17 protein-coding genes, 1 tRNA gene and 3 rRNA genes are annotated in these 22,508 nt (G+C 57.5%); 3 read left to right on the top strand and 18 right to left on the bottom strand.

Annotation, left to right across the window (positions count from 1 at the left end; genetic code table 11):
• Positions 1–5: 5 nt before the first annotated feature.
• From rrf to pepQ, 8 genes are all read right to left on the bottom strand, one after another.
• Positions 6–121, bottom strand: a 5S ribosomal RNA gene (gene rrf, locus K7H94_RS17375).
• Positions 122–323: 202 nt separating this feature from the next.
• A 23S ribosomal RNA gene (locus K7H94_RS17380) occupies positions 324–3,229 on the bottom strand.
• Positions 3,230–3,443: 214 nt separating this feature from the next.
• Positions 3,444–3,518, bottom strand: a tRNA-Glu gene (locus tag K7H94_RS17385).
• Positions 3,519–3,606: 88 nt separating this feature from the next.
• Positions 3,607–5,148: ribosomal RNA gene (locus K7H94_RS17390) — 16S ribosomal RNA — on the bottom strand.
• The 16S, 23S and 5S rRNA genes sit together here with 1 tRNA gene alongside, the layout of an rRNA operon.
• A gap of 394 nt (positions 5,149–5,542) precedes the next feature.
• Positions 5,543–6,091, bottom strand: coding sequence for a menaquinone-dependent protoporphyrinogen IX dehydrogenase (hemG, locus tag K7H94_RS17395; protein ID WP_058781596.1), 549 nt, complete (start codon positions 6,089–6,091; stop codon positions 5,543–5,545).
• Between the two features lie 17 nt (positions 6,092–6,108).
• Positions 6,109–7,560 carry a Trk system potassium transporter TrkH gene (gene trkH / locus K7H94_RS17400; RefSeq protein ID WP_021506935.1) on the bottom strand — a complete coding sequence of 484 codons (1,452 nt, stop codon included), beginning with the start codon at positions 7,558–7,560 and terminating at the stop codon, positions 6,109–6,111.
• A 27-nt stretch (positions 7,561–7,587) separates the two neighbouring features.
• Positions 7,588–8,205: an IMPACT family protein gene (locus K7H94_RS17405; RefSeq protein WP_021506936.1), complete on the bottom strand. Its 618-nt coding sequence runs from the start codon at positions 8,203–8,205 to the stop codon at positions 7,588–7,590.
• The gene (gene pepQ / locus K7H94_RS17410; protein WP_141497096.1) at positions 8,205–9,536 is read right to left on the bottom strand and encodes a Xaa-Pro dipeptidase; all 1,332 of its coding nucleotides are present in this window, start codon (positions 9,534–9,536) and stop codon (positions 8,205–8,207) included. The genes K7H94_RS17405 and pepQ overlap by 1 nt, the downstream gene beginning before the upstream one ends.
• Positions 9,537–9,721: 185 nt before the next feature.
• Here pepQ and fadB point away from each other — a divergent pair, with 185 nt between their 5' ends.
• Positions 9,722–11,905 (top strand): fatty acid oxidation complex subunit alpha FadB, encoded by a 2,184-nt coding sequence (fadB, locus tag K7H94_RS17415; protein WP_222951401.1) that lies wholly within the window; start codon positions 9,722–9,724, stop codon positions 11,903–11,905.
• A 10-nt stretch (positions 11,906–11,915) separates the two neighbouring features.
• Positions 11,916–13,079: an acetyl-CoA C-acyltransferase FadA gene (fadA, locus tag K7H94_RS17420; protein ID WP_031279606.1), complete on the top strand. Its 1,164-nt coding sequence runs from the start codon at positions 11,916–11,918 to the stop codon at positions 13,077–13,079.
• An 88-nt stretch (positions 13,080–13,167) separates the two neighbouring features.
• Here the strand turns inward: fadA and fre are convergent, their stop codons facing one another.
• The 3 genes from fre to pepE all read right to left on the bottom strand — a co-directional run bounded on the left by fre (position 13,168) and on the right by pepE (position 16,190).
• Positions 13,168–13,869, bottom strand: a complete 702-nt coding sequence (gene fre, locus K7H94_RS17425; protein WP_021506940.1) for an NAD(P)H-flavin reductase — start codon at positions 13,867–13,869, stop codon at positions 13,168–13,170.
• 31 nt (positions 13,870–13,900) lie between these two features.
• The gene (gene ubiD, locus K7H94_RS17430) at positions 13,901–15,385 is read right to left on the bottom strand and encodes a 4-hydroxy-3-polyprenylbenzoate decarboxylase (protein ID WP_021506941.1); all 1,485 of its coding nucleotides are present in this window, start codon (positions 15,383–15,385) and stop codon (positions 13,901–13,903) included.
• A 73-nt stretch (positions 15,386–15,458) separates the two neighbouring features.
• On the bottom strand, positions 15,459–16,190 hold the full coding sequence (gene pepE, locus K7H94_RS17435; RefSeq protein ID WP_058758126.1) for a dipeptidase PepE: 732 nt from the start codon (positions 16,188–16,190) through the stop codon (positions 15,459–15,461).
• Between the two features lie 209 nt (positions 16,191–16,399).
• On the opposite strand from pepE, the gene rfaH reads away from it, so the two are divergent.
• The gene (gene rfaH, locus K7H94_RS17440) at positions 16,400–16,888 is read left to right on the top strand and encodes a transcription/translation regulatory transformer protein RfaH (protein WP_031279607.1); all 489 of its coding nucleotides are present in this window, start codon (positions 16,400–16,402) and stop codon (positions 16,886–16,888) included.
• On the opposite strand, the gene tatD is transcribed toward rfaH, so the two are convergent.
• From tatD to ubiE, 7 genes are all read right to left on the bottom strand, one after another.
• Positions 16,885–17,667, bottom strand: coding sequence for a 3'-5' ssDNA/RNA exonuclease TatD (tatD, locus tag K7H94_RS17445; protein WP_125310340.1), 783 nt, complete (start codon positions 17,665–17,667; stop codon positions 16,885–16,887). The genes rfaH and tatD overlap by 4 nt on opposite strands.
• 107 nt (positions 17,668–17,774) lie before the next feature.
• Positions 17,775–18,536, bottom strand: a complete 762-nt coding sequence (tatC, locus tag K7H94_RS17450; RefSeq protein WP_021506945.1) for a Sec-independent protein translocase subunit TatC — start codon at positions 18,534–18,536, stop codon at positions 17,775–17,777.
• Between the two features lie 2 nt (positions 18,537–18,538).
• Positions 18,539–19,066: a Sec-independent protein translocase protein TatB gene (tatB, locus tag K7H94_RS17455; protein WP_021506946.1), complete on the bottom strand. Its 528-nt coding sequence runs from the start codon at positions 19,064–19,066 to the stop codon at positions 18,539–18,541.
• Between the two features lie 9 nt (positions 19,067–19,075).
• Positions 19,076–19,318, bottom strand: coding sequence for a Sec-independent protein translocase subunit TatA (gene tatA, locus K7H94_RS17460; RefSeq protein ID WP_010618194.1), 243 nt, complete (start codon positions 19,316–19,318; stop codon positions 19,076–19,078).
• Between the two features lie 110 nt (positions 19,319–19,428).
• Positions 19,429–21,066: a ubiquinone biosynthesis regulatory protein kinase UbiB gene (ubiB, locus tag K7H94_RS17465; protein WP_222951402.1), complete on the bottom strand. Its 1,638-nt coding sequence runs from the start codon at positions 21,064–21,066 to the stop codon at positions 19,429–19,431.
• Positions 21,063–21,668: a ubiquinone biosynthesis protein UbiJ gene (gene ubiJ / locus K7H94_RS17470; protein WP_021506948.1), complete on the bottom strand. Its 606-nt coding sequence runs from the start codon at positions 21,666–21,668 to the stop codon at positions 21,063–21,065. Before ubiJ ends, ubiB begins: the two co-directional genes overlap by 4 nt.
• Positions 21,669–21,674: 6 nt before the next feature.
• Positions 21,675–22,433 (bottom strand): bifunctional demethylmenaquinone methyltransferase/2-methoxy-6-polyprenyl-1,4-benzoquinol methylase UbiE, encoded by a 759-nt coding sequence (ubiE, locus tag K7H94_RS17475; RefSeq protein ID WP_021506949.1) that lies wholly within the window; start codon positions 22,431–22,433, stop codon positions 21,675–21,677.
• Between the last annotated feature and the right edge of the window lie 75 nt (positions 22,434–22,508).

Here is a 22,508-nt window from a genome sequence, read left to right on the forward strand (position 1 = left end):
TTGATGCCTGGCAGTTCCCTACTCTCGCATGGGGAGGCCCCACACTACCATCGGCGCTACGGCGTTTCACTTCTGAGTTCGGCATGGGGTCAGGTGGGACCACCGCGCTGTTGCCGCCAGGCAAATTCTGGTGCGCGAAACGAATCTTTTTCACTGATGCCGCGTTGGCCGCCCTCGTAAAGTCAGTCACATACTCGTGTATGCTCCTTCCTTTCCTCCGGCCTGCCGCCTTGCCTCAGCGCAAAATCTTTCGTTTCCGCTAATTTTTCCGTCACAAGCTGAAAATTCTCCGGTCTCTCAGACCAAAACGCCTCTGGCGTTGTAAGGTTAAGCCTCACGGGTCATTAGTACCGGTTAGCTCAACGCATCGCTGCGCTTACACACCCGGCCTATCAACGTCGTCGTCTTCAACGTCCCTTCAGGACCCTTAAAGGGTCAGGGAGAACTCATCTCGGGGCAAGTTTCGTGCTTAGATGCTTTCAGCACTTATCTCTTCCGCACTTAGCTACCGGGCAGTGCCATTGGCATGACAACCCGAACACCAGCGGTGCGTTCACTCCGGTCCTCTCGTACTAGGAGCAACCCCCCTCAATTCTCCAGCGCCCACGGCAGATAGGGACCGAACTGTCTCACGACGTTCTAAACCCAGCTCGCGTACCACTTTAAACGGCGAACAGCCGTACCCTTGGGACCTACTTCAGCCCCAGGATGTGATGAGCCGACATCGAGGTGCCAAACACCGCCGTCGATATGAACTCTTGGGCGGTATCAGCCTGTTATCCCCGGAGTACCTTTTATCCGTTGAGCGATGGCCCTTCCATTCAGAACCACCGGATCACTATGACCTGCTTTCGCACCTGCTCGAGCCGTCACTCTCGCAGTCAAGCTGGCTTATGCCATTGCACTAACCTCCTGATGTCCGACCAGGATTAGCCAACCTTCGTGCTCCTCCGTTACGCTTTGGGAGGAGACCGCCCCAGTCAAACTACCCACCAGACACTGTCCGCAGCCCGGGTAACGGGCCTACGTTAGAACATCAAACATTAAAGGGTGGTATTTCAAGGTTGGCTCCACGCAGACTGGCGTCCGCGCTTCAAAGCCTCCCACCTATCCTACACATCAAGGCTCAATGTTCAGTGTCAAGCTATAGTAAAGGTTCACGGGGTCTTTCCGTCTTGCCGCGGGTACACTGCATCTTCACAGCGATTTCAATTTCACTGAGTCTCGGGTGGAGACAGCCTGGCCATCATTACGCCATTCGTGCAGGTCGGAACTTACCCGACAAGGAATTTCGCTACCTTAGGACCGTTATAGTTACGGCCGCCGTTTACCGGGGCTTCGATCAAGAGCTTCTCCTTGCGGATAACCCCATCAATTAACCTTCCGGCACCGGGCAGGCGTCACACCGTATACGTCCACTTTCGTGTTTGCACAGTGCTGTGTTTTTAATAAACAGTTGCAGCCAGCTGGTATCTTCGACTGGCCTCGGCTCCGGGAGCAAGTCCCTTCACCTACGCGCCAGCGTGCCTTCTCCCGAAGTTACGGCACCATTTTGCCTAGTTCCTTCACCCGAGTTCTCTCAAGCGCCTTGGTATTCTCTACCTGACCACCTGTGTCGGTTTGGGGTACGATTTCGTGTTACCTGGAGCTTAGAGGCTTTTCCTGGAAGCAGGGCATCAGTTACTTCACCGCCGTGGCGGCTCGTCGTCACGCCTCAGTGTTAAAGAAGACCGGATTTGCCTGGTCTTCACACCTGCACGCTTAAACCGGGACAACCGTCGCCCGGATAACCTAGCCTTCTCCGTCCCCCCTTCGCAGTAACACCAAGTACAGGAATATTAACCTGTTTCCCATCGACTACGCTTTTCAGCCTCGCCTTAGGGGTCGACTCACCCTGCCCCGATTAACGTTGGACAGGAACCCTTGGTCTTCCGGCGAGCGGGCTTTTCACCCGCTTTATCGTTACTTATGTCAGCATTCGCACTTCTGATACCTCCAGCGTGCCTCACAGCACACCTTCAGCGGCTTACAGAACGCTCCCCTACCCAACAACACATAGTGTCGCTGCCGCAGCTTCGGTGCATGGTTTAGCCCCGTTACATCTTCCGCGCAGGCCGACTCGACCAGTGAGCTATTACGCTTTCTTTAAATGATGGCTGCTTCTAAGCCAACATCCTGGCTGTCTGTGCCTTCCCACATCGTTTCCCACTTAACCATGACTTTGGGACCTTAGCTGGCGGTCTGGGTTGTTTCCCTCTTCACGACGGACGTTAGCACCCGCCGTGTGTCTCCCGTGATAACATTCTCCGGTATTCGCAGTTTGCATCGGGTTGGTAAGCCGGGATGGCCCCCTAGCCGAAACAGTGCTCTACCCCCGGAGATGAGTTCACGAGGCGCTACCTAAATAGCTTTCGGGGAGAACCAGCTATCTCCCGGTTTGATTGGCCTTTCACCCCCAGCCACAAGTCATCCGCTAATTTTTCAACATTAGTCGGTTCGGTCCTCCAGTTAGTGTTACCCAACCTTCAACCTGCCCATGGCTAGATCACCGGGTTTCGGGTCTATACCCTGCAACTTAACGCCCAATTAAGACTCGGTTTCCCTTCGGCTCCCCTATGCGGTTAACCTTGCTACAGAATATAAGTCGCTGACCCATTATACAAAAGGTACGCAGTCACCTAACAAGTAGGCTCCCACTGCTTGTACGTACACGGTTTCAGGTTCTGTTTCACTCCCCTCGCCGGGGTTCTTTTCGCCTTTCCCTCACGGTACTGGTTCACTATCGGTCAGTCAGGAGTATTTAGCCTTGGAGGATGGTCCCCCCATATTCAGACAGGATACCACGTGTCCCGCCCTACTCGTCGGACTCACAACTCATGCATCTTCGTGTACGGGGCTGTCACCCGGTATCGCGCGACTTTCCAGACGCTTCCACTGATGCACAAGCTGATTCAGGTCCTGGGCTGCTCCCCGTTCGCTCGCCGCTACTGGGGGAATCTCGGTTGATTTCTTTTCCTCGGGGTACTTAGATGTTTCAGTTCCCCCGGTTCGCCTCGTTAACCTATGTATTCAGTTAACGATAGTGTGTCGAAACACACTGGGTTTCCCCATTCGGACATCGACGGCTGTAGCGGTTCATATCACCTTACCGTCGCTTTTCGCAGATTAGCACGTCCTTCATCGCCTCTGACTGCCAGGGCATCCACCGTGTACGCTTAGTCGCTTAACCTCACAACCCACAGGCGTTTTGCAACGCTGCAGACTGCAAGCATTTGAGAGACCCGAACGCATCGCCATTTCATTCTTATTACGGAGAATGAACACGACGCGTCGTTTCAAATTTTCAGCTTGTTCCGGATTGTTAAAGAGCAATATCTCAAACACGACGTTACCGTCAGTTTTGAGATATTCTGTGGAGACACCTTTCACCTGTCACCAAGCAGTGGCGTCCCCTAGGGGATTCGAACCCCTGTTGCCGCCGTGAAAGGGCGGAGTCCTAACCGCTAGACGAAGGGGACACAAAGTGTCACGACTTCGCAGCCGTCCTGCTCGTTACTTTTCTATCAGACAATCTGTGTGAGCACTTCGCGGGAAGGTATCTTCAGGTAAGGAGGTGATCCAACCGCAGGTTCCCCTACGGTTACCTTGTTACGACTTCACCCCAGTCATGAATCACAAAGTGGTAAGCGCCCTCCCGAAGGTTAAGCTACCTACTTCTTTTGCAACCCACTCCCATGGTGTGACGGGCGGTGTGTACAAGGCCCGGGAACGTATTCACCGTAGCATTCTGATCTACGATTACTAGCGATTCCGACTTCATGGAGTCGAGTTGCAGACTCCAATCCGGACTACGACGCACTTTATGAGGTCCGCTTGCTCTCGCGAGGTCGCTTCTCTTTGTATGCGCCATTGTAGCACGTGTGTAGCCCTGGCCGTAAGGGCCATGATGACTTGACGTCATCCCCACCTTCCTCCGGTTTATCACCGGCAGTCTCCTTTGAGTTCCCGGCCGAGCCGCTGGCAACAAAGGATAAGGGTTGCGCTCGTTGCGGGACTTAACCCAACATTTCACAACACGAGCTGACGACAGCCATGCAGCACCTGTCTCAGAGTTCCCGAAGGCACCAAAGCATCTCTGCTAAGTTCTCTGGATGTCAAGGCCAGGTAAGGTTCTTCGCGTTGCATCGAATTAAACCACATGCTCCACCGCTTGTGCGGGCCCCCGTCAATTCATTTGAGTTTTAACCTTGCGGCCGTACTCCCCAGGCGGTCGACTTAACGCGTTAGCTCCGGAAGCCACGCCTCAAGGGCACAACCTCCAAGTCGACATCGTTTACGGCGTGGACTACCAGGGTATCTAATCCTGTTTGCTCCCCACGCTTTCGCACCTGAGCGTCAGTCTTCGTCCAGGGGGCCGCCTTCGCCACCGGTATTCCTCCAGATCTCTACGCATTTCACCGCTACACCTGGAATTCTACCCCCCTCTACGAGACTCAAGCCTGCCAGTTTCAAATGCAGTTCCCAGGTTAAGCCCGGGGATTTCACATCTGACTTAACAGACCGCCTGCGTGCGCTTTACGCCCAGTAATTCCGATTAACGCTTGCACCCTCCGTATTACCGCGGCTGCTGGCACGGAGTTAGCCGGTGCTTCTTCTGCGGGTAACGTCAATCGGCAAGGTTATTAACCTCACCGCCTTCCTCCCCGCTGAAAGTACTTTACAACCCGAAGGCCTTCTTCATACACGCGGCATGGCTGCATCAGGCTTGCGCCCATTGTGCAATATTCCCCACTGCTGCCTCCCGTAGGAGTCTGGACCGTGTCTCAGTTCCAGTGTGGCTGGTCATCCTCTCAGACCAGCTAGGGATCGTCGCCTAGGTGAGCCATTACCCCACCTACTAGCTAATCCCATCTGGGCACATCCGATGGTGTGAGGCCCGAAGGTCCCCCACTTTGGTCTCGCGACGTTATGCGGTATTAGCTACCGTTTCCAGTAGTTATCCCCCTCCATCGGGCAGTTTCCCAGACATTACTCACCCGTCCGCCACTCGCCACCCAAAGAGCAAGCTCTTCTGTGCTGCCGTTCGACTTGCATGTGTTAGGCCTGCCGCCAGCGTTCAATCTGAGCCATGATCAAACTCTTCAATTTAAAGTTTGATTTGCTGCAACCAGTGCAGCGATGCTCTGTGAATTAAACTTCGTAATGAATTACGTGTTCACTCAGCAAAGACTTGATATTTTTTACGTCCGGAGACGCTGATATCAATCCTGCGAGTGCCCACACAGATTGTCTGATAAATTGTTAAAGAGCGGTGCGACGCGGCGTTCGGCCTGCTGTCGCGAGGTGGCGTATATTACGCTTTCCTCCTTCAGAGTCAAACACTTTTTTCAGCGTTTTTCTCCGGCGGGGTGAATCACTCCACGCCCTGCTGAGCCGTCTGCGTTGCCGCTTTGCCGTCTCAGTGGTGGCGCATTATAGGGCGTTAATTCTGGCTGACAAGGGTTTATTGCAAAAAAATAATCGTTCGGCCTAAATTTCACCACTACGCGTTATTTTGCGGCAATTTGCCTGGTAACTGTGCGAAATCCTGGGCAAAACGCGTGACTTTCTCCCAGTCGGTGTATTCAACTTCCTTCGATGTATCCGTTTCGCCGCCGGTCATACGCATAATGAACTGAATCATGATGCGATCGAACCAGCGATAGCGTGGATAGCGTAGCGCACCGGCAAACACCGCACAGCGATCCGGTTGCCACGGTGACTGCGCCAGGAACTTACGCGTATAGGCATTGGTTTCCGGCGTGCACTTATCGGCTTTGCGCGCAGTAAGATTGACGCTGAAAAAGCCGCTGACGCGCTGCTGCAGTGCCGCTTTATGTTGCGTGACGAATTTCATCAGCTCAGGCTGGAAATGGCCATAGCGGATCGAAGCACCAATCAGCACGCGATCATACTGTGCCCACTCCACCTGCGGCGCCTGTGCCAGATCCAGCACATCGCACAACTGCTGCGGTGTCAGCGTGCGGGCAATACGCGCCGCGATTTCACGGGTTTGCCCGTCACGGCTGGAATAAAGAATCAACGCTTTCATCACTCATTCCTGTTTTATTATTCGCGCCAGAAGGTGGGCGTGAACAGCACCAGCAGCGTGAACACTTCAAGGCGTCCAAACAGCATGGTGGAGATTAAAATCCACTTGGCGACATCATTCATCGACGTGAAGTTATCTGCCACCACACCCAGACCCGGGCCAAGGTTATTCAGCGTCGCCGCCACTGCGGCGAAGGCCGAGAAGTCATCCACGCCGGTGGCGATAATCGCCAGCATGCTGACCAGAAACACCAGCGCGTAAGCCGAGAAAAAGCCCCACACCGCTTCGAGAATACGTTCCGGCAGCGCACGGTTCCCCAGTTTAATGGTATAGACCGCATTGGGATGCACCAGGCGTTTCAGTTCGCGCGACCCCTGCTTGCACAGCAGCAGAATACGAATCACCTTCAGGCCACCGCCGGTCGAACCCGCCATACCGCCGATAAAGGCTGAACACAGCAGCAGCACCGGCAGGAACAGCGGCCAGCGCGCAATACTGTCGGTGGTAAAGCCCGCCGTCGTCGCCATCGATACCACCTGGAAAAACGCCTGATTGAGGGTTTGCCAGCCGCTGGAATAGACATTATGAAACCACAGCACCAGGGTACAAATCAGCACCAGCGTCAGCTGCACGCCAATGAACATGCGGAATTCCGGATCGCGCCAGTAGACTTTCAGGTTTCGCCCGCTGAGCAACGAGAAGTGCAGGCCGTAGTTACAGCCGGAGATCAGCAGGAAAATCGCCACGATGGTATTAATGGTCGGGCTATTGAAGTAGCCGATGCTGGCATCATGGGTAGAAAAACCGCCGATGGCGATGGTCGAGAAGCTGTGACCGATGGCATCAAACATCGGCATGCCCGCCAGCCACAGCGCCAGCGCACAGGCCACCGTTAGCAGTACATAAATCAGCCACAGGGTTTTAGCCGTTTCGGCAATGCGCGGGCGCATTTTGTTATCTTTCAGCGGCCCCGGCATTTCGGCGCGATACAGCTGCATACCACCGACGCCAAGAATCGGCAGAATGGCCACCGCCAGCACGATGATCCCCATGCCGCCAAGCCACTGCAGCATCTGGCGATAGAACAGAATCGCTTTGGGCAGCGAGTCGAGCCCTACTAACGTAGTGGCACCGGTGGTGGTTAAGCCAGAGAACGATTCGAAGAAGGCGTCGGTCACCGACAGATGTGGCTGCTCGGCGAAGATAAACGGCATTGCCCCCACGCTGCCCAGCACGGTCCAGAACAGCACCACAATCAGAAAGCCTTCACGCGGTTTCAGCTCACTTTTTTGTTTGCGGTTGGGCCACCACAGCAGCGAACCGATGACGATCGCCATCATAAACGTCTGACTGAACGCGCGCCCGGCACCGTCGCGATAAATCAGGGCCACTAAGCCTGGCAGGATCATGGTTACCGAGAACAGAATCACCAGCAGGCCCACGATGCGGGTAATGGCGCGAAAATGCATTCAGCCGTTTCCTTTAAACAGATGCGGTTAGTTGTCCAGCGGGATCAGCGCCAAAGCGCCCCGGCTGTAATCAGAAAGGTTTTGCCTGAAGCCATCAATCTGCGGATGGGGCAACGCCAGACGCAGCGTAATGCGATCCTGATAATGGCTCTGTTCAATGCTGCCGTCAAAACGCTGCAGCAGGCGCTCTATATCGCTCAGCTGCGCATAGTCACACTGCAGGGTAAAACGTTGCATCGGCACTTTGCGCTGGCGCGCCAGCAGCTTCAGCCCCTGCTGCACGCCGCCACCGTAGGCTTTTACCAGCCCGCCGGTGCCCAGCATGATACCGCCATAATAGCGCACCACCACGGCGGTGATCTCGCCCACGCCGCTGCCCATCAGCTGCGCCAGCATCGGCTTACCGGCCGTGCCGGAGGGTTCGCCATCGTCAGAAAACCCCAGCTGTTGTGAATCATCGGGCGCGCCCGCCACCCAGGCCCAGCAGTGATGCCGCGCGGTCGGGTGTTCGTGCTTTACCTGCTGCACAAAGGCGCGCGCAGCGGCCACCCCATCGGTATGCGCCAGCAGGGTAATAAAGCGGCTCTTTTTGATGGTCTCCTCGCTGAGACTGACGGCCTCAGCGGGAATGTCGTAAGCGTCCATCAGGCCAGATGCAAGTCACGCGTCATGTTTTCGATGCGGCTGGCGTGAATCACCACATTATCCTCGATACGAATGCCCCCGTACGGCTTCAGGGCATCAATCGCCTGCCAGTCAAAGTGCTGACTGAACTTACCGCCGCGCAGCGGCGCCAGCAGTGAATCGATAATATAGAAGCCCGGTTCAATGGTCAGCACCATGCCCGGCTGCAGCACCCGTGTACAGCGCAGATAAGGATATTGCGATGGCGCCGCCAGATGCGTGCCGCTGTCGTCCTGCATAAACCCGGCAACGTCGTGCACCTGCAGGCCCAGCGGATGGCCGAGGCCGTGCGGCATAAACGGCCCGGTGAGGTTTTCCGCCACCAGCGTCTCTTCGCTCAGCCCCTGCACCAGTTCAAACTTCAGCAGCAGACGCGCGATACGCTGATGCATTTGAAGATGGTAATCGGTATAGCGCACGCCGGCTTTCAGCGTAGCGATCAGCGCCAGCTCCTCTTTATTCATCGCAGCAACCATTTCCGCGTAGCGCGTTTTGCTCTGCGCCGCGTAGCTGCGCGTCAGGTCTGCCGCATAGCCAAGATACTCTGCGCCGGCATCAATCAGGAAGCTGTGACGTTTCGCCGGCGGCTGATGGTCAAGCCGGGTGTAGTGCAACACCGCAGCATGTTCATTCAGCGCGATGATATTGCCATACGGTACATCAATGTCACGGTGGCCGGTGGCGGTCAGATAGGCAAGATTGATATCAAACTCGCTCATGCCGGAGAAGAACGCCTCTTTCGCTGCGCGATGGCCTGCCACCGCCAGCTTCTGCGCTTCGCGCATACAGGCCAGCTCGTAATCGGTTTTGATGCTGCGATGATAATGCAGGAAGTCGATAACGCCCTGAGGATTGATCCCCTCGCTGTGGATGCCCAGCTGGGTGGCGCGGGACGGTACTGGCCCGATATAAGCTACATTGTCGCGCTGTGCCGGCAACAGCTGAGCGATATCGTCAGCGTTTTTCAGGCCGATGACCTCAACATCCTGGGTCCAGAAGCTGTCCGGCAATGGCTCGACGTTGTGCCAGTAATCGACCGGCGAGTAGAACCACAGTTTGGGTTTATTCACGCCATCGATCCACAGCCAGCAGTTGGGCACCTGCGTCACTGGTACCCAGGCTTTAAACTGGGGATTCACCTTAAACGGATAGTCATGATCGTCAAGAAATACGGTCAGCAACTCGCCTGAATGAATCAGCATGGCGTCCAGCTTAAAGCGCGCCAGCACCTGTTGCGCACGCTGCTGCAGCGTTGAGATATGCGCGTGATACAGGGTTTTCAGTGAATCCATGGACTTGTCTCCGATGTCGCGAAAGTGGCGGCAGTGTAGCACAGCCGCGCGGGGGATGCCGTGCTGCGCGCGCTGTGATCGCCGTATCAAATAAGCAAACTCTCGTTTGCAAAAAATTAACATGACACCCACACTCCTGATCATCTGGTATGACCAGATCACCTTTCGCGTTTCAGGAGACGGACATGCTCTACCAAGGCGATACCCTTTCAGTGCACTGGCTTGACGATGGCATCGCCGAGCTGGTTTTTGATGCGCCCGGTTCGGTGAACAAACTTGATACCAAAACCGTCGCCGCCTTAGGCGAGGCGCTGAGCGTACTGGAGCAGCAAAGCACGCTGCGCGGCCTGCTGCTCTCTTCCGCCAAACCGGCGTTTATTGTCGGGGCGGATATCACAGAATTCCTGTCGCTGTTTGATGCGCCCGCTGAGCAGCTTAGCCAGTGGCTGACATTCGCTAACAGCATCTTTAATCGTCTGGAAGATTTGCCGGTGCCAACCATCGCCGCCATCGACGGCTACGCGCTGGGCGGGGGCTGCGAGTGTGTGCTGGCGACCGACTTCCGCGTGGCCACGCCCACCGCGCGCATTGGCCTGCCGGAAACCAAACTCGGCATTATGCCGGGCTTCGGCGGCAGCGTGCGTCTGCCGCGCCTGCTCGGTGCCGACAGCGCGCTGGAGATCATCGCCGCCGGTAAAGATATTGATGGCGCGAGCGCGCTGAAGCTCGGTCTGGTGGATGCGGTGGTCAGCAGCGAGAAGCTGCGCAGCGCGGCGCTGACCATGCTGCAGGATGCCATAGCCCAGGGCAGCTGGCAGGCGCGTCGTGCGCCGAAGCTGGCACCGCTTAAGCTCAGTCCGATTGAAGCCGCGATGAGTTTTACCCTCGCCAAAAGCATGGTGCAGCAAACCGCCGGTAAACACTATCCGGCCCCGATCGCCGCAGTGCGAACCATCGAAGCGGCAGCGGGCTTAGGCCGTGATGATGCGCTGAAGCTGGAAACCGCGGCCTTTGTGCCGCTGGCGCAGAGTGATGTGGCACGCGCGCTGGTCGGCATCTTCCTCAATGACCAGTACGTAAAAGGCCTGGCGAAGAAACACAGCAGCGCGGCCGGCACGCCAGAGCAGGCGGCGGTACTCGGCGCAGGGATCATGGGCGGCGGCATCGCCTGGCAGTCGGCCTGGAAAGGCGTGCCGGTGAAGATGAAAGATATTAATCCGCAGGCGCTGACGCTGGGCATGAATGAAGCCAGCAAGCTGCTTAATAAGCAGCTGGAGCGCGGCAAAATCGACGGTACCAGGCTGGCGAGCGTGCTGGCGAGCATTCAGCCGACGCTGGATTACAGCGGCTTTGATCGCGCCGATGTGGTGGTCGAAGCGGTGGTCGAGAATCCGCAAATCAAAGCCAAAGTGCTGGCTGAAACCGAGCAGCAGCTGCGGGATGATGCCGTGCTGGCCTCGAATACCTCCACCATTCCAATCAGCCAACTGGCGCAGGCGCTGCAGCGTCCACAAAATTTCTGCGGCATGCACTTCTTCAATCCGGTGCCGCGTATGCCGCTGGTCGAAGTGATTCGCGGTACGCAAACCTCTGAAGCCACCATCAGCAAAGTGGTGGCGTGGGCCAGCAAGATGGGCAAAACACCGATTGTGGTGAATGACTGTCCCGGCTTCTTTGTGAACCGCGTGCTGTTCCCCTACTTTGCCGCCTTCAGCCTGCTACTGCGCGACGGCGCGGACTTCCGCCAGATCGATAAAGTGATGGAGAAGCAGTTTGGCTGGCCGATGGGGCCGGCGTGGCTGCTGGACGTGGTGGGCATTGATACCGCGCATCATGCGCAACAGGTGATGGCGCAGGGCTTCCCGTCGCGGATGCAGAAAGATTACCGCGATGCCATTGATGTGCTGTTTGAAGCCAAACGCTACGGCCAGAAAAATGGCCAGGGCTTTTACCGCTGGGAGCAGGATAAAAAAGGCAAAGCACAGAAGCGTGCCGATGCAGATGTCGATGCGCTGCTGGAGCCGGTATGTGAACCGAAGCGGGTATTCAGCGATGAAGAGATCGCCAACCGCATGATGCTGCCGATGCTGAACGAAGTGGTGCGCTGCCTCGAAGAAAACATCATCGCTTCCCCCGCCGAGGCGGATATGGCGCTGGTGTATGGCTTAGGCTTCCCGCCGTTCCGCGGTGGCGCGTTCCGCTATATGGACACGCTGGGCATCAGCAATGTCGTCGATCAGGCTAAACGCTACCTCGCGCTCGGCCCGCTGTACGCGCTGCCTGAGCTGCTGGTTCAGAAAGCCCACCAGCATCAGAGCTGGTATCCCGTCGCTCAACCGATTGACGCAGCGGCGCTGCAAACTGCCTGAGGTAATGAACATGGAAAACGTAGTGATTGTTGATGCCGTGCGCACGCCGATGGGCCGTTCCAAAGGCGGCGCCTTTCGCCAGGTGCGCGCCGAGGATCTCTCCGCCCATCTGATGCGCGAACTCCTCAGCCGCAATCCGGCCGTCGATGCCGCCGCGCTGGATGACATTATCTGGGGCTGCGTGCAGCAGACGCTGGAACAGGGCTTTAATATCGCCCGCAACGCCGCGCTGCTGGCGGAGATCCCGCATCGCGTGCCGGCCAGCACCGTCAATCGCCTGTGCGGCTCGTCCATGCAGGCGCTGCACGATGCGGCGCGCGCGATTATGGTCGGCGATGCCCACAGCTGTCTGATTGGCGGCGTGGAACATATGGGCCACGTACCGATGAACCACGGCGTGGATTTTCATCCTGGCCTGGGGCGCACCGTGGCGAAAGCGGCGGGTATGATGGGGCTGACCGCCGAGATGCTGGCGCGCATGCACCACATCAGCCGTGAACAGCAGGACGCCTTCGCGCTGCGTTCACACCAGCGCGCTGCGGCCGCCACTCAGCGCGGTGATTTCAAACGCGAAATCGTGCCGACCTACGGCCACGATGCCGATGGCGTGCTGAAACGCTATGACAGCGATGAAGTGATTCGCGAGGACACCAGCCTTGAAGGCTTAGCCGCGCTGCGTCCGGCGTTCGATCCGGTCAACGGCACGGTTACCGCCGGCAGTTCGTCGGCGCTGTCCGACGGCGCGGCCGCCATGCTGATCATGAGCGAAAGCCGGGCGCGCGAACTGGGACTGTCGCCGCGCGCACGCATCCGCAGCATGGCGGTGGTCGGCTGCGATCCGTCGATCATGGGTTACGGCCCGGTACCGGCCAGTAAGCTGGCGCTGAAGCGCGCCGGGCTGAGCGTGCAGGATATCGATCTGTTCGAACTCAACGAAGCCTTCGCCGCGCAGACGCTGCCGTGCCTGAAAGATTTAGGGCTGCTGGAGCAGCTGGATGAGAAAGTGAACCTTAACGGCGGCGCAATCGCACTCGGGCATCCGCTGGGATGTTCCGGAGCTCGTATCAGCACCACGTTGCTGAATCTGATGGAGCGTCGCGATGCACAGTTTGGTCTGGCAACCATGTGCATTGGCTTAGGCCAGGGCATCGCGACGGTATTCGAACGGGTTTAATACGTTGACCACTACACTTGCACGTGTTCCCGCCCAACCGGGCGGGCTTTTTTTTGCAGCGGCACGTCGATGCGCACCGTGTCACACATCAGATAAAGGCAAACGCATCGCCATACATCTGCGCTTCTAACGCACCACGTTCGGCACAGAAGCGCTCGCGGGCAATTTTTGCCATCTCAAACCGGCCAGCAATATAGATATCGTGTCCGCTCAGGCTGGCATAATCCTGCATCACCGCGGTCAGCACCGTGCCGCTGCGCCCCTGCCAGTCCTCCGCTGGCTGCTCCACCACCGGAATCACTTTCAGGTTCGGATGCTTCACCGCCAGCGCATTGAGCTCATCCAGATCGTACAGATGTCTCAGCTCGCGGCCGCCCCAGTAGATAGCGATATCGCGATCCGGCTGCTGCGCCAGCGCGGTCAGCAGAATCGAACGCGCATAGGAGAAGCCGGTGCCGCCGGCAATCAGCACAATCGGCCGCGCGCTGTCTTCACGCAGCCAGGCGTCGCCGTGCGGCATATCTACGGTGATCTGCCGATCATTTTTGATGCGATCCATCACCGCCATGGCGTACAGGTTCAGCTCTGAGGCACCAATGTGCAGCTCAATGATGTCCTTTTCCATTGGCGTCGATGCCAGCGAAAACGGGCGCTTGTCGCGCTCATCCATCACCACCATCAGATACTGGCCGGCGCGGAAGCTAAAATCCGCCGCCGGAATTAACCGCACGCGGTAAACCGTGTCCGTAATTGCTTCAACCGAAGTCACTTTGCAGCTTAACGTCGTCATAGGTGCCCTTTTTTATGGTTCTCAGCCGCCATCAGCGCTGCGGCGGCTCGGCAAAGATCGCTAACTCATCCCAGATTGCATCAATACGCGCCGTAACCGCAGGATCTTTCACAATCGGCGTCCCCCATTCACGCTGGGTTTCACCCGGCCACTTGTTGGTGGCATCCAGTCCCATCTTCGAGCCAAGTCCGGAAACCGGCGAAGCGAAGTCGAGATAGTCAATTGGCGTGTTTTCTACCAGTACCGTATCGCGCGCCGGATCCATCCGCGTGGTGATGGCCCAAATCACGTCGTTCCAGTCACGCGCGTTGACGTCATCGTCACACACAATCACAAACTTGGTGTACATAAACTGGCGCAGGAACGACCACACGCCGAACATCACGCGCTTGGCGTGACCGGCATACTGTTTTTTAATCGTCACTACCGCGAGGCGATAAGAGCAGCCTTCCGGCGGCAGATAGAAATCCACAATCTCCGGGAACTGTTTGATCAGAATCGGCACCAGCACTTCGTTCAGCGCCACGCCCAGTACCGCGGGCTCATCCGGCGGACGGCCGGTGTAGGTGGAGTGGTAAATCGGGTTGCGCCGCTGGGTCACGTGCGTCACGGTAAACACCGGGAAGCTGTCTACTTCATTGTAGTAGCCGGTGTGATCGCCGTACGGCCCTTCCGGCGCCATGTCGCCCGGTTCGATGTAGCCTTCCAGCACGATTTCGGCGCTGGCCGGCACTTCCAGATCGTTCGAGACGCACTTCACCACCTCGGTTTTGTTGCCGCGCAGCAGACCGGCAAACGCATATTCCGATAGCGTATCCGGCACCGGCGTCACCGCACCAAGAATGGTGGCCGGATCGGCGCCCAGCGCCACCGCCACCGGGAAGCGTTCACCGGGATGCGCTTTGCACCACTCCTGGAAATCCAGCGCGCCACCGCGATGCGACAGCCAGCGCATGATCACCCGATTTTTACCAATCACCTGCTGACGATAAATGCCGAGATTCTGCCGCTCTTTATGCGGTCCGCGCGAGACGGTTAATCCCCAGGTAATCAGCGGCGCCGCATCGCCCGGCCAGCATTTCATGACCGGGATGCGCGCCAGATCGACCTCGTCACCACTGAAAATCTCTTCCTGACACGGCGCATTACGCAGCCGTTTGGTCGGCATGTTCAGCACCTGTTTGAACTGCGGCATCTTATCGAACAGATCGCGGAACCCCTTCGGCGGCTCCGGCTCTTTCAGAAACGCCAGCAGCTTACCCACTTCGCGCAGCGCGCTGACCTCTTCCTGGCCCATACCCATGGCCACGCGCTTCGGCGTGCCAAACAGGTTGCACAGCACCGGCATGCTGTAGCCCTTCGGGTTTTCGAACAGCAGCGCCGGGCCACCGGCCCGCAGCGTGCGGTCGGCGATTTCGGTCATCTCGAGGACAGGATCGATCTCCTGAGTGATGCGCTTTAACTCGCCGCGCTGTTCCAGCAGCGCGAGAAAGTCTCGTAAATCCTGATATTTCATGCGGCGTTAGTCTTCCGGCCAGAGTGAAGCGTCATTATAAGTTTGTTCACGCCAGCGTGTTTAAGTTTCTGCGTCAGGCGGGCTGACAGGAAAACGGCACCAGCGACTGCAGGGCCAGCACATCATGATAAGCGGCAATCGCTTCACCGTGACGGAACACTTTGAAATCTTCACCGCGCGCGCTGTAGTAGCGCAGACGGTTCTCACTGACGTGCAGGAAGCTGGCTTCACGCAGCGCAATCACCGACTCCTGCGGATTCACCGCGCAGAACTCGGCCAGACGCTCATCACGGGTTTCGCCCATATGGCCGCTGACGTGCGCATCAAGATAGTGAGGATTGATTTGCACCGGGAACAGCCCCAGCGCAGGCAGCACCACGCTGCTGCGTACCGGCATATCATTGGTGGTGCGAATCGACGGCGTCGCAACGTTGCAGCCCGCGCTCCAGCCAACGTAAGGGACGTCGCGCTCGCGCACTGCGCGCTGAATCGCCACGATCAGCCCCTGCTCGTGCAGCATCTGGTTCAGCAGCCAGGTATTGCCGCCGCTCACCAGAATCAGCTCCGCCTGCTCAATGGCCGCAACCGGTGTCTCGAACTCGTGTACCGTGCGCACCGGAATGCCCAGTGACTGAGACAACGCCTGCGCACGCTGGGCGTGATCGTCACGAATAATGGCGTAGGGCACCAGCACCGCCGAGGTGATGCCGCGCTGGGCAATCATCGCGTGCAGCTGCGGATGCGCATAGCTCAGCAGCGGCGCATCGTCGGCCACTTTGCCATTGCTCAGTAAAAACAGTTCCATCAGCCCGTCCTTTTTCTTCGTCTAATGGGTTGGCAGTCTGATACAGATGATCGCCAGACGTCAATTTTCTTGCTGAAAAGCGTTAGTTCGCCGCACCAATCGGAAAATTCGTAGAGATTTTTCTTGTGTGACCGGGTTTCCGGCCGCCGATGCGCTATAACTCTGACAACAGGTTTGTTATTCTTAGCGTCCATTATTTGGGAGCAGTTATGGAATCCTGGTACTTACTCTATTGCAAACGTGGTCAGCTGTTGCGCGCGAAGGAGCATCTTGAGCGGCAGGAGGTGAATTGCCTCAGCCCGATGATCGCTCTGGAGAAGATTGTGCGCGGCAAACGCACCACCGTGAGTGAGCCGCTGTTTCCCAACTATCTGTTTATCGAATTCGATCCGGAAGCGATTCACACCACCACCATCAGCAGCACGCGCGGCGTCAGCCACTTTGTGCGCTTTGGTGCCATGCCCGCGACGGTGCCGTATGAAGTGATCGAAGCGCTGCAAACCGATGCGCCGCAGATCCTGCTGGATCCGGAAACGCCGCAGGTCGGTGATGAAGTGCTGATCACCGACGGCACCTTTGAAGGGCTGCGCGCTATCTTTGCCGAGCCCGATGGTGAAACCCGCTCAATCCTGCTGCTTAACCTGCTGAATAAACAGGTGATGCGCAGCGTGGACAACAAGCAGTTCCGTAAGGTTTAAGCCAGCCTGAATAGCTGACGTGCGTTGTGGTCGACGCGTGCCGCCAGTGCGTCTGGCTGTTCACCACGCCAGTGCGCCACCTGCTGAACGATATGCGGCAGAAAGCAGGGTTCGTTACGGCGCGAGGTCGGACGCGGACGCATATCGCGCGGCAGCAGATAGGGCGCGTCGGTCTCCAGCAGCAGACGATCTGTTGGAATCAGCGGCAGCATGTCACGCAGCGCCATTCCGCGCCGTTCATCGCACACCCAGCCGGTAATGCCCACCGATAACCCCAGCGCCAGGCAGGCTTCCAGCTCGTCACGCGTGCCGGTAAAACAGTGCACCACCGCGCCCACAAGTTTCGGCAGCCACGGCTGCAGCACCGCCAGAAAACGTTCATGTGCCTCACGACAGTGTAAAAACACCGGCAGCTGCAGTTCCGCCGCCAGCTGGAGCTGCGCATCAAACGCGTACTCCTGCTGCTCGTGCGCGGAAAGGTTCCGGTTGAAGTCGAGCCCGCATTCACCAATCGCGACCACCTGCTCGCTGTCAGCCAGGCGGCGCAGCGTACTGGCGGTTTCCGCCGACCACTCGCTGGCATGATGCGGGTGCACGCCGGCGGTCGACCAGCAGTAGCCCGCGTGCCGGGTCGCCAGCTGACGCGCCTGCTGGCTCTCCAGGGCATTGGTGCCGGTGATTAACAGGCCGGTGACGCCTGCTTCGCGCGCGCGTTTTACCACCTGATCGCGATCTTTTGCGAATTGCGTGCTGGTCAGGTTTACACCGATATCAAACATGTTTGCTCCCCATTCCGTCTTAAAGCGACGGATAGAAAAACCGCCCGGCAGGCGGGCGGTTAAGATTCATCATCACCCCATCAGCGGGATGCCCTGCATAAAAGACATCAGGCGTCGGGGTTCTGTTCCTCATCGTCTGCCGCCTGACGTCCTTTACCCACATAGTAGCGGGAGAAGAATACGCCGACTTCAAACAGGCAGTACATCGGAATAGCGAGCAAAGTTTGCGAGAAAACGTCCGGCGGTGTGAGCAACATCCCAACCACAAACGCGCCGACCAGAATATACGGCCGTTTCTTTTTCAGATCGTCCGGGCTGGTAATGCCGGTCCAGCACAGCAGCACGATGGCAATCGGCACCTCAAACGCCACGCCAAACGCCATGAACAGCGTCATGACAAAGTCGAGGTAGTTAGTGATGTCCGTGGCGATGGTGACGCCCTGCGGCGCGGTTTTGGCGAAGAAGCCAAATGCCAGCGGGAATACAATGAAGTAGGCAAAGGCCACGCCGACATAAAACAGCAGCGTACTGGAGAACAGCAGCGGCATCACCAGGCGGCGCTCATGGCGATACAGCGCGGGGGCGACAAACGCCCAGACCTGATAAAGAATCACCGGCACCGCAAGAAACACCGACACAATGATGGTCAGTTTGATCGGCGTAAAGAACGGTGAGGCCACGTCAGTGGCGATCATGCTGGCGCCGGCGGGCATCTGGCTAATCAGCGGCGCTGCCACCGCGTGATAAATGTCGTTGGCGAAGTAAACCAGACACAGGAAGATAACAAACACCGCGATGATGCAGTTCAGCAGACGCTTGCGCAGCTCAATCAGGTGGCTGATGAGCGGTTGGGTATCTTCAACGGCCATGTTTATCGTTCATCTTTTACGGGAGGAGTGGTCGCAGGCGCGACGGAATCGGTGTGGCTGGTGGCTGGTGCAGGCTGCGGCGCCTGCGCCGGGGCGCTGGCCTGATGCGCCGCGCTGGCCGGCGTCACAACGCTGTGCGGCTCAGCGGGCTGCGGTGCGGCAGCGGGCTGTGGCGCAGCAGCGGGCGGCTGATGAATGGTGTTGGCTTCATCTTCCGCTTTTTCGATATCGATGCTCTGCTGCACCGAGCGCTTCATGGAGTCCGCGGTTTTACGCAGCTCTTCCATGGATTGTTTCAGCTCCGGCGACAGCGTGCCGCGTCCTGCCTCTTCGACCTTTTTCAGGCTGTCCTGCAGCTCCTGCAGTTTCAGCTCCTGGGCCAGTTCGTTCTGCACATTAGCAGCCAGCGAGCGAATGGCCCGGATCCAGCCAACAACGGTTTTCACCGCAACCGGTAAGCGCTGCGGGCCCAGTACAATCAGCCCGATCACGAACACCAATACCAGTTCACTAAAACCAATATCGAACACAGTTTTACCTTACTTGTCCCGGGCGTCGTCTTTGCTCGCCGGGGTGTGCTGTTTGTCTGCCAGTTTGGCGTTGAAGTCAGCGTCCTGCTCTTTCGGTTGATCCTTTTTCTCGTCTTCATCGCTCATGGCTTTTTTGAAGCCGCGAATGGAAGAGCCTAAATCCGAACCCAGGTTACGAAGCTTATTGGTACCGAACAGAAGTACAACAATGACGGCAATGATTAACAATTGCCAAATACTGATACCGCCCATGAGATATGCCTCTAATATTCTGTGAAAAACGGTTAACTGTAACGCACAGAAAGTCCGTTTTTACCCGGACTTAAGCCTGCGACATTACGCGATTTGCACCAGGCAGACAATCAGTTTGTCTTGCGCCAGCCGATGAGCCAGGTGACGATGCCGGCGGCCATTAACAGCGCCGGGAAGAAGTCCCAGTCAGGCCGGCTCAGCAGCACTGCGGTGCCACTTAATAACAGTGTAGCCCCGACGCCAAACAGATAACGTGCCTGATGATGACGGGTGCGCTGCGCGTTCAAATCGGTGACGAGTTTATCGACACTGAGCTGCAATAACTTGTGCTGGCGCATACTGTCGTAAAAAAGCTCCGGCAGCTCCGGCAGTTTCTCCGCCCAGAACGGCGCCTTCTCTTTCACCGCCCGCAGGATGGCCGGAATGCCGATCTGATCCTTAATCCAGTCCTCCAGGAACGGCTTGGCGGTTTTCCACAGATCGAGCTGCGGATAGAGCTGACGGCCGATGCCCTCGATGTACAACAGGGTTTTCTGCAGCAGCACCAGCTGCGGCTGCACTTCCATATTGAAACGGCGCGCGGTGTTGAACAGATTGAGCAGCACGTGACCAAAGGAGATTTCCGCCAGCGGCTTTTCGAAAATCGGCTCGCATACGGTACGGATCGCGAACTCAAAATCTTCCACGTTGGTATCCGGCGGTACCCAGCCCGAGTCGACGTGCAGCTCGGCCACTTTGCGGTAGTCGCGGTTGAAGAAGGCGATGAAGTTTTCCGCCAGGTAGCGCTTATCTTCTTTGTTCAGCGAGCCAACGATGCCGCAGTCAATGCCGATGTACTGCGGATCTTCCGGATGCTCGTAGCTCACGAAGATGTTGCCGGGATGCATATCGGCGTGGAAGAAGCTGTCGCGGAATACCTGAGTGAAGAACACCTGCACGCCGCGTTCGGCCAGCAGCTTCATGTTGACGCCGTGCTGCTCCAGCGTGGCAACGTCGGAGATAGGAATGCCATAAATGCGCTCCATTACCAGCATGGTTTCGCTGCAGTAGTCGGAGAACACTTCCGGCACGTACAGCATGCGGCTCTGGTCAAAGTTGCGGCGCAGCTGAATCGCATTGGCGGCTTCACGCAGCAGATTGAGTTCATCAATCAGCGTTTTTTCGTAGTCGCGCACCACTTCCATCGGACGCAGACGGCGACCGTCCGGCAGCAGACGTGGCACCCAGCGCGCCAGGCGGTAAATCAGCTTCATGTCAGCTTTGATCACCGGCAGGATATCCGGGCGAATCACTTTGATCACCACTTCGCGGCCGTTGGATTTCAGCGTCGCGGTATGCACCTGGGCAATCGAAGCGGATGCCAGCGGTTTGATATCGAAGTCGTCGAACCAGGTTTCCACCGGGCCGCCAATCGAACGCTCAATCTGCGCTTTGGCTTTCACGCCGTCGAACGGCGCCACACGGTCCTGCAGAATCGCCAGCTCATCGGCAATTTTCGGCGGGAACAGGTCGCGGCGCGTCGAGAGCATCTGACCGAACTTGATCCAAACCGGACCGAGCTGCTCCATGGCCAGACGCAGACGGATGCCCATCTCGGCTTCTTTGTGCCGGTTGGGGATCCAGAAAACACAGCGCCGCCACAGCCGCAGCGGCAGCGTAATGCGCATATGCGGAATCAGTTCATCCAGCCCGTAGGTCAGAAAAACTTTGATAATGAAGTATAAGCGCCGAATTTCTCCCAGCGTCATTTCGCCTCCAGCTGTGCCAAACGCGCCTCAAACGCATTAAGCGCACGTTCCATCGCTTCTACCTCCTCACAAAACCACGCCTGCTCCAGCGCCCCCGGAGCCACGCGCCACTCTTCGGTCAGCACCTGCCCCAGATAATCCTGACGGCGGGTGACCTGCTGTCTGAGCTGGGCCAGCGCACGCTGAGCGGCCTGGCTGATGCCCTGTGCCGCAATGTCGCCCACCCACGGCGCGAGATATTCGGCCGGGTCGAGTTCAGCCAGATCCATCAGCGCGGAGAATTGCTGTACCACCTGCAGATCGCCTTCCACGTCCAGCTCACCGCTGCGAATCAGGCTGGTCAGCTGCTGACGATCGCGCAGCTTAGGCAGCGTGCTGAAACGCAGGCTGACGTTACAGTCGCTGCGGTCCTGCCAGTCACTCAGCACATCCAGCTGGTTTTCACTGAACACCAGCACCAGCGGAAAATCCAGCTCCTGCAGGCGCAGCAGCAGGACTTTGCCGGCCAGACGCTGGCGTGCGGTTTTCAGGCTGCGATCGCGGTACAACACACGGTTCAGGGCGGTCTCAAGACCGCCGGTGATGAGAGGGGTAAAAGTCATGATTAATCAGAACTTAAAGCCACGATGCAGCGCCACAATGCCGCCGGTCATGTTGTAGTAGCTGGTATTTTCAAAGCCCGCGTCGTTCATCATCGCCTTCAGGGTTTCCTGATCCGGATGCATACGAATCGACTCCGCCAGATAGCGATAGCTCTCCGCGTCTTTTGCCACCAGCTGGCCGATGCGCGGCAGAATGTGGAAAGAGTAAGTGTCGTAGGCTTTGCTCAGCGGATCGAAAACCGGTTTAGAGAACTCCAGCACCAGCAGACGACCACCTGGCTTGAGCACGCGGAACATCGACGCCAGCGCCTTCTCTTTTTCGGTCACGTTACGCAGGCCGAAGGAGATGGTGATGCAGTCGAAATAGTTATCCGGGAACGGCAGCGCTTCTGCGTTAGCCTGCACGTAGCTGACGTTGCCGGTTACGCCGAGGTTGCGCAGCTTTTCGCGTCCCATCTTCAGCATTGAGCTGTTGATGTCCGCCAGCACCACCTGACCGGTTTCACCGACCAGGCGCGAGAATTTTGCCGTCAGATCGCCGGTACCGCCGGCCAGATCCAGGACGCGCTGACCGCGGCGCACGCCGCTGCTGTCGATGGTAAAACGCTTCCAGACGCGATGGATGCCGAACGACATCAGATCGTTCATCAGGTCATATTTCGCCGCGACGGAGTGAAACACGTCCGCGACTTTATCGGCCTTTTCACTTTTGGCGACGGTCTGAAAGCCAAAATGGGTAGTTTCCTGCTGTGATTCATCTGCCATCGGTTTTACCTGCTCCACAAACAATACTTCCCGAAGTGTATCAGAGTCGGGCGATCCGAGCACGCCACCGGCGTG

The organism is Pantoea dispersa (assembly GCF_019890955.1).
Classification (GTDB): Bacteria; Pseudomonadota; Gammaproteobacteria; order Enterobacterales; family Enterobacteriaceae; genus Pantoea; species Pantoea dispersa.

Coding starts and splice junctions, on each gene's coding strand:
- tatD (WP_125310340.1), bottom strand. CDS start 17,667: ATGTTTGATATCGGTGTAAACCTGACCAGCACGCAATTCGCAAAAGAT.
- ubiB (WP_222951402.1), bottom strand. CDS start 21,066: ATGACGCTGGGAGAAATTCGGCGCTTATACTTCATTATCAAAGTTTTT.
- pepE (WP_058758126.1), bottom strand. CDS start 16,190: ATGGAACTGTTTTTACTGAGCAATGGCAAAGTGGCCGACGATGCGCCG.
- ubiD (WP_021506941.1), bottom strand. CDS start 15,385: ATGAAATATCAGGATTTACGAGACTTTCTCGCGCTGCTGGAACAGCGC.
- hemG (WP_058781596.1), bottom strand. CDS start 6,091: ATGAAAGCGTTGATTCTTTATTCCAGCCGTGACGGGCAAACCCGTGAA.
- K7H94_RS17405 (WP_021506936.1), bottom strand. CDS start 8,205: ATGGACGCTTACGACATTCCCGCTGAGGCCGTCAGTCTCAGCGAGGAG.
- trkH (WP_021506935.1), bottom strand. CDS start 7,560: ATGCATTTTCGCGCCATTACCCGCATCGTGGGCCTGCTGGTGATTCTG.
- tatC (WP_021506945.1), bottom strand. CDS start 18,536: ATGGCCGTTGAAGATACCCAACCGCTCATCAGCCACCTGATTGAGCTG.
- tatA (WP_010618194.1), bottom strand. CDS start 19,318: ATGGGCGGTATCAGTATTTGGCAATTGTTAATCATTGCCGTCATTGTT.
- ubiJ (WP_021506948.1), bottom strand. CDS start 21,668: ATGACTTTTACCCCTCTCATCACCGGCGGTCTTGAGACCGCCCTGAAC.
- fadB (WP_222951401.1), top strand. CDS start 9,722: ATGCTCTACCAAGGCGATACCCTTTCAGTGCACTGGCTTGACGATGGC.
- ubiE (WP_021506949.1), bottom strand. CDS start 22,433: ATGGCAGATGAATCACAGCAGGAAACTACCCATTTTGGCTTTCAGACC.
- pepQ (WP_141497096.1), bottom strand. CDS start 9,536: ATGGATTCACTGAAAACCCTGTATCACGCGCATATCTCAACGCTGCAG.
- rfaH (WP_031279607.1), top strand. CDS start 16,400: ATGGAATCCTGGTACTTACTCTATTGCAAACGTGGTCAGCTGTTGCGC.
- fadA (WP_031279606.1), top strand. CDS start 11,916: ATGGAAAACGTAGTGATTGTTGATGCCGTGCGCACGCCGATGGGCCGT.
- fre (WP_021506940.1), bottom strand. CDS start 13,869: ATGACGACGTTAAGCTGCAAAGTGACTTCGGTTGAAGCAATTACGGAC.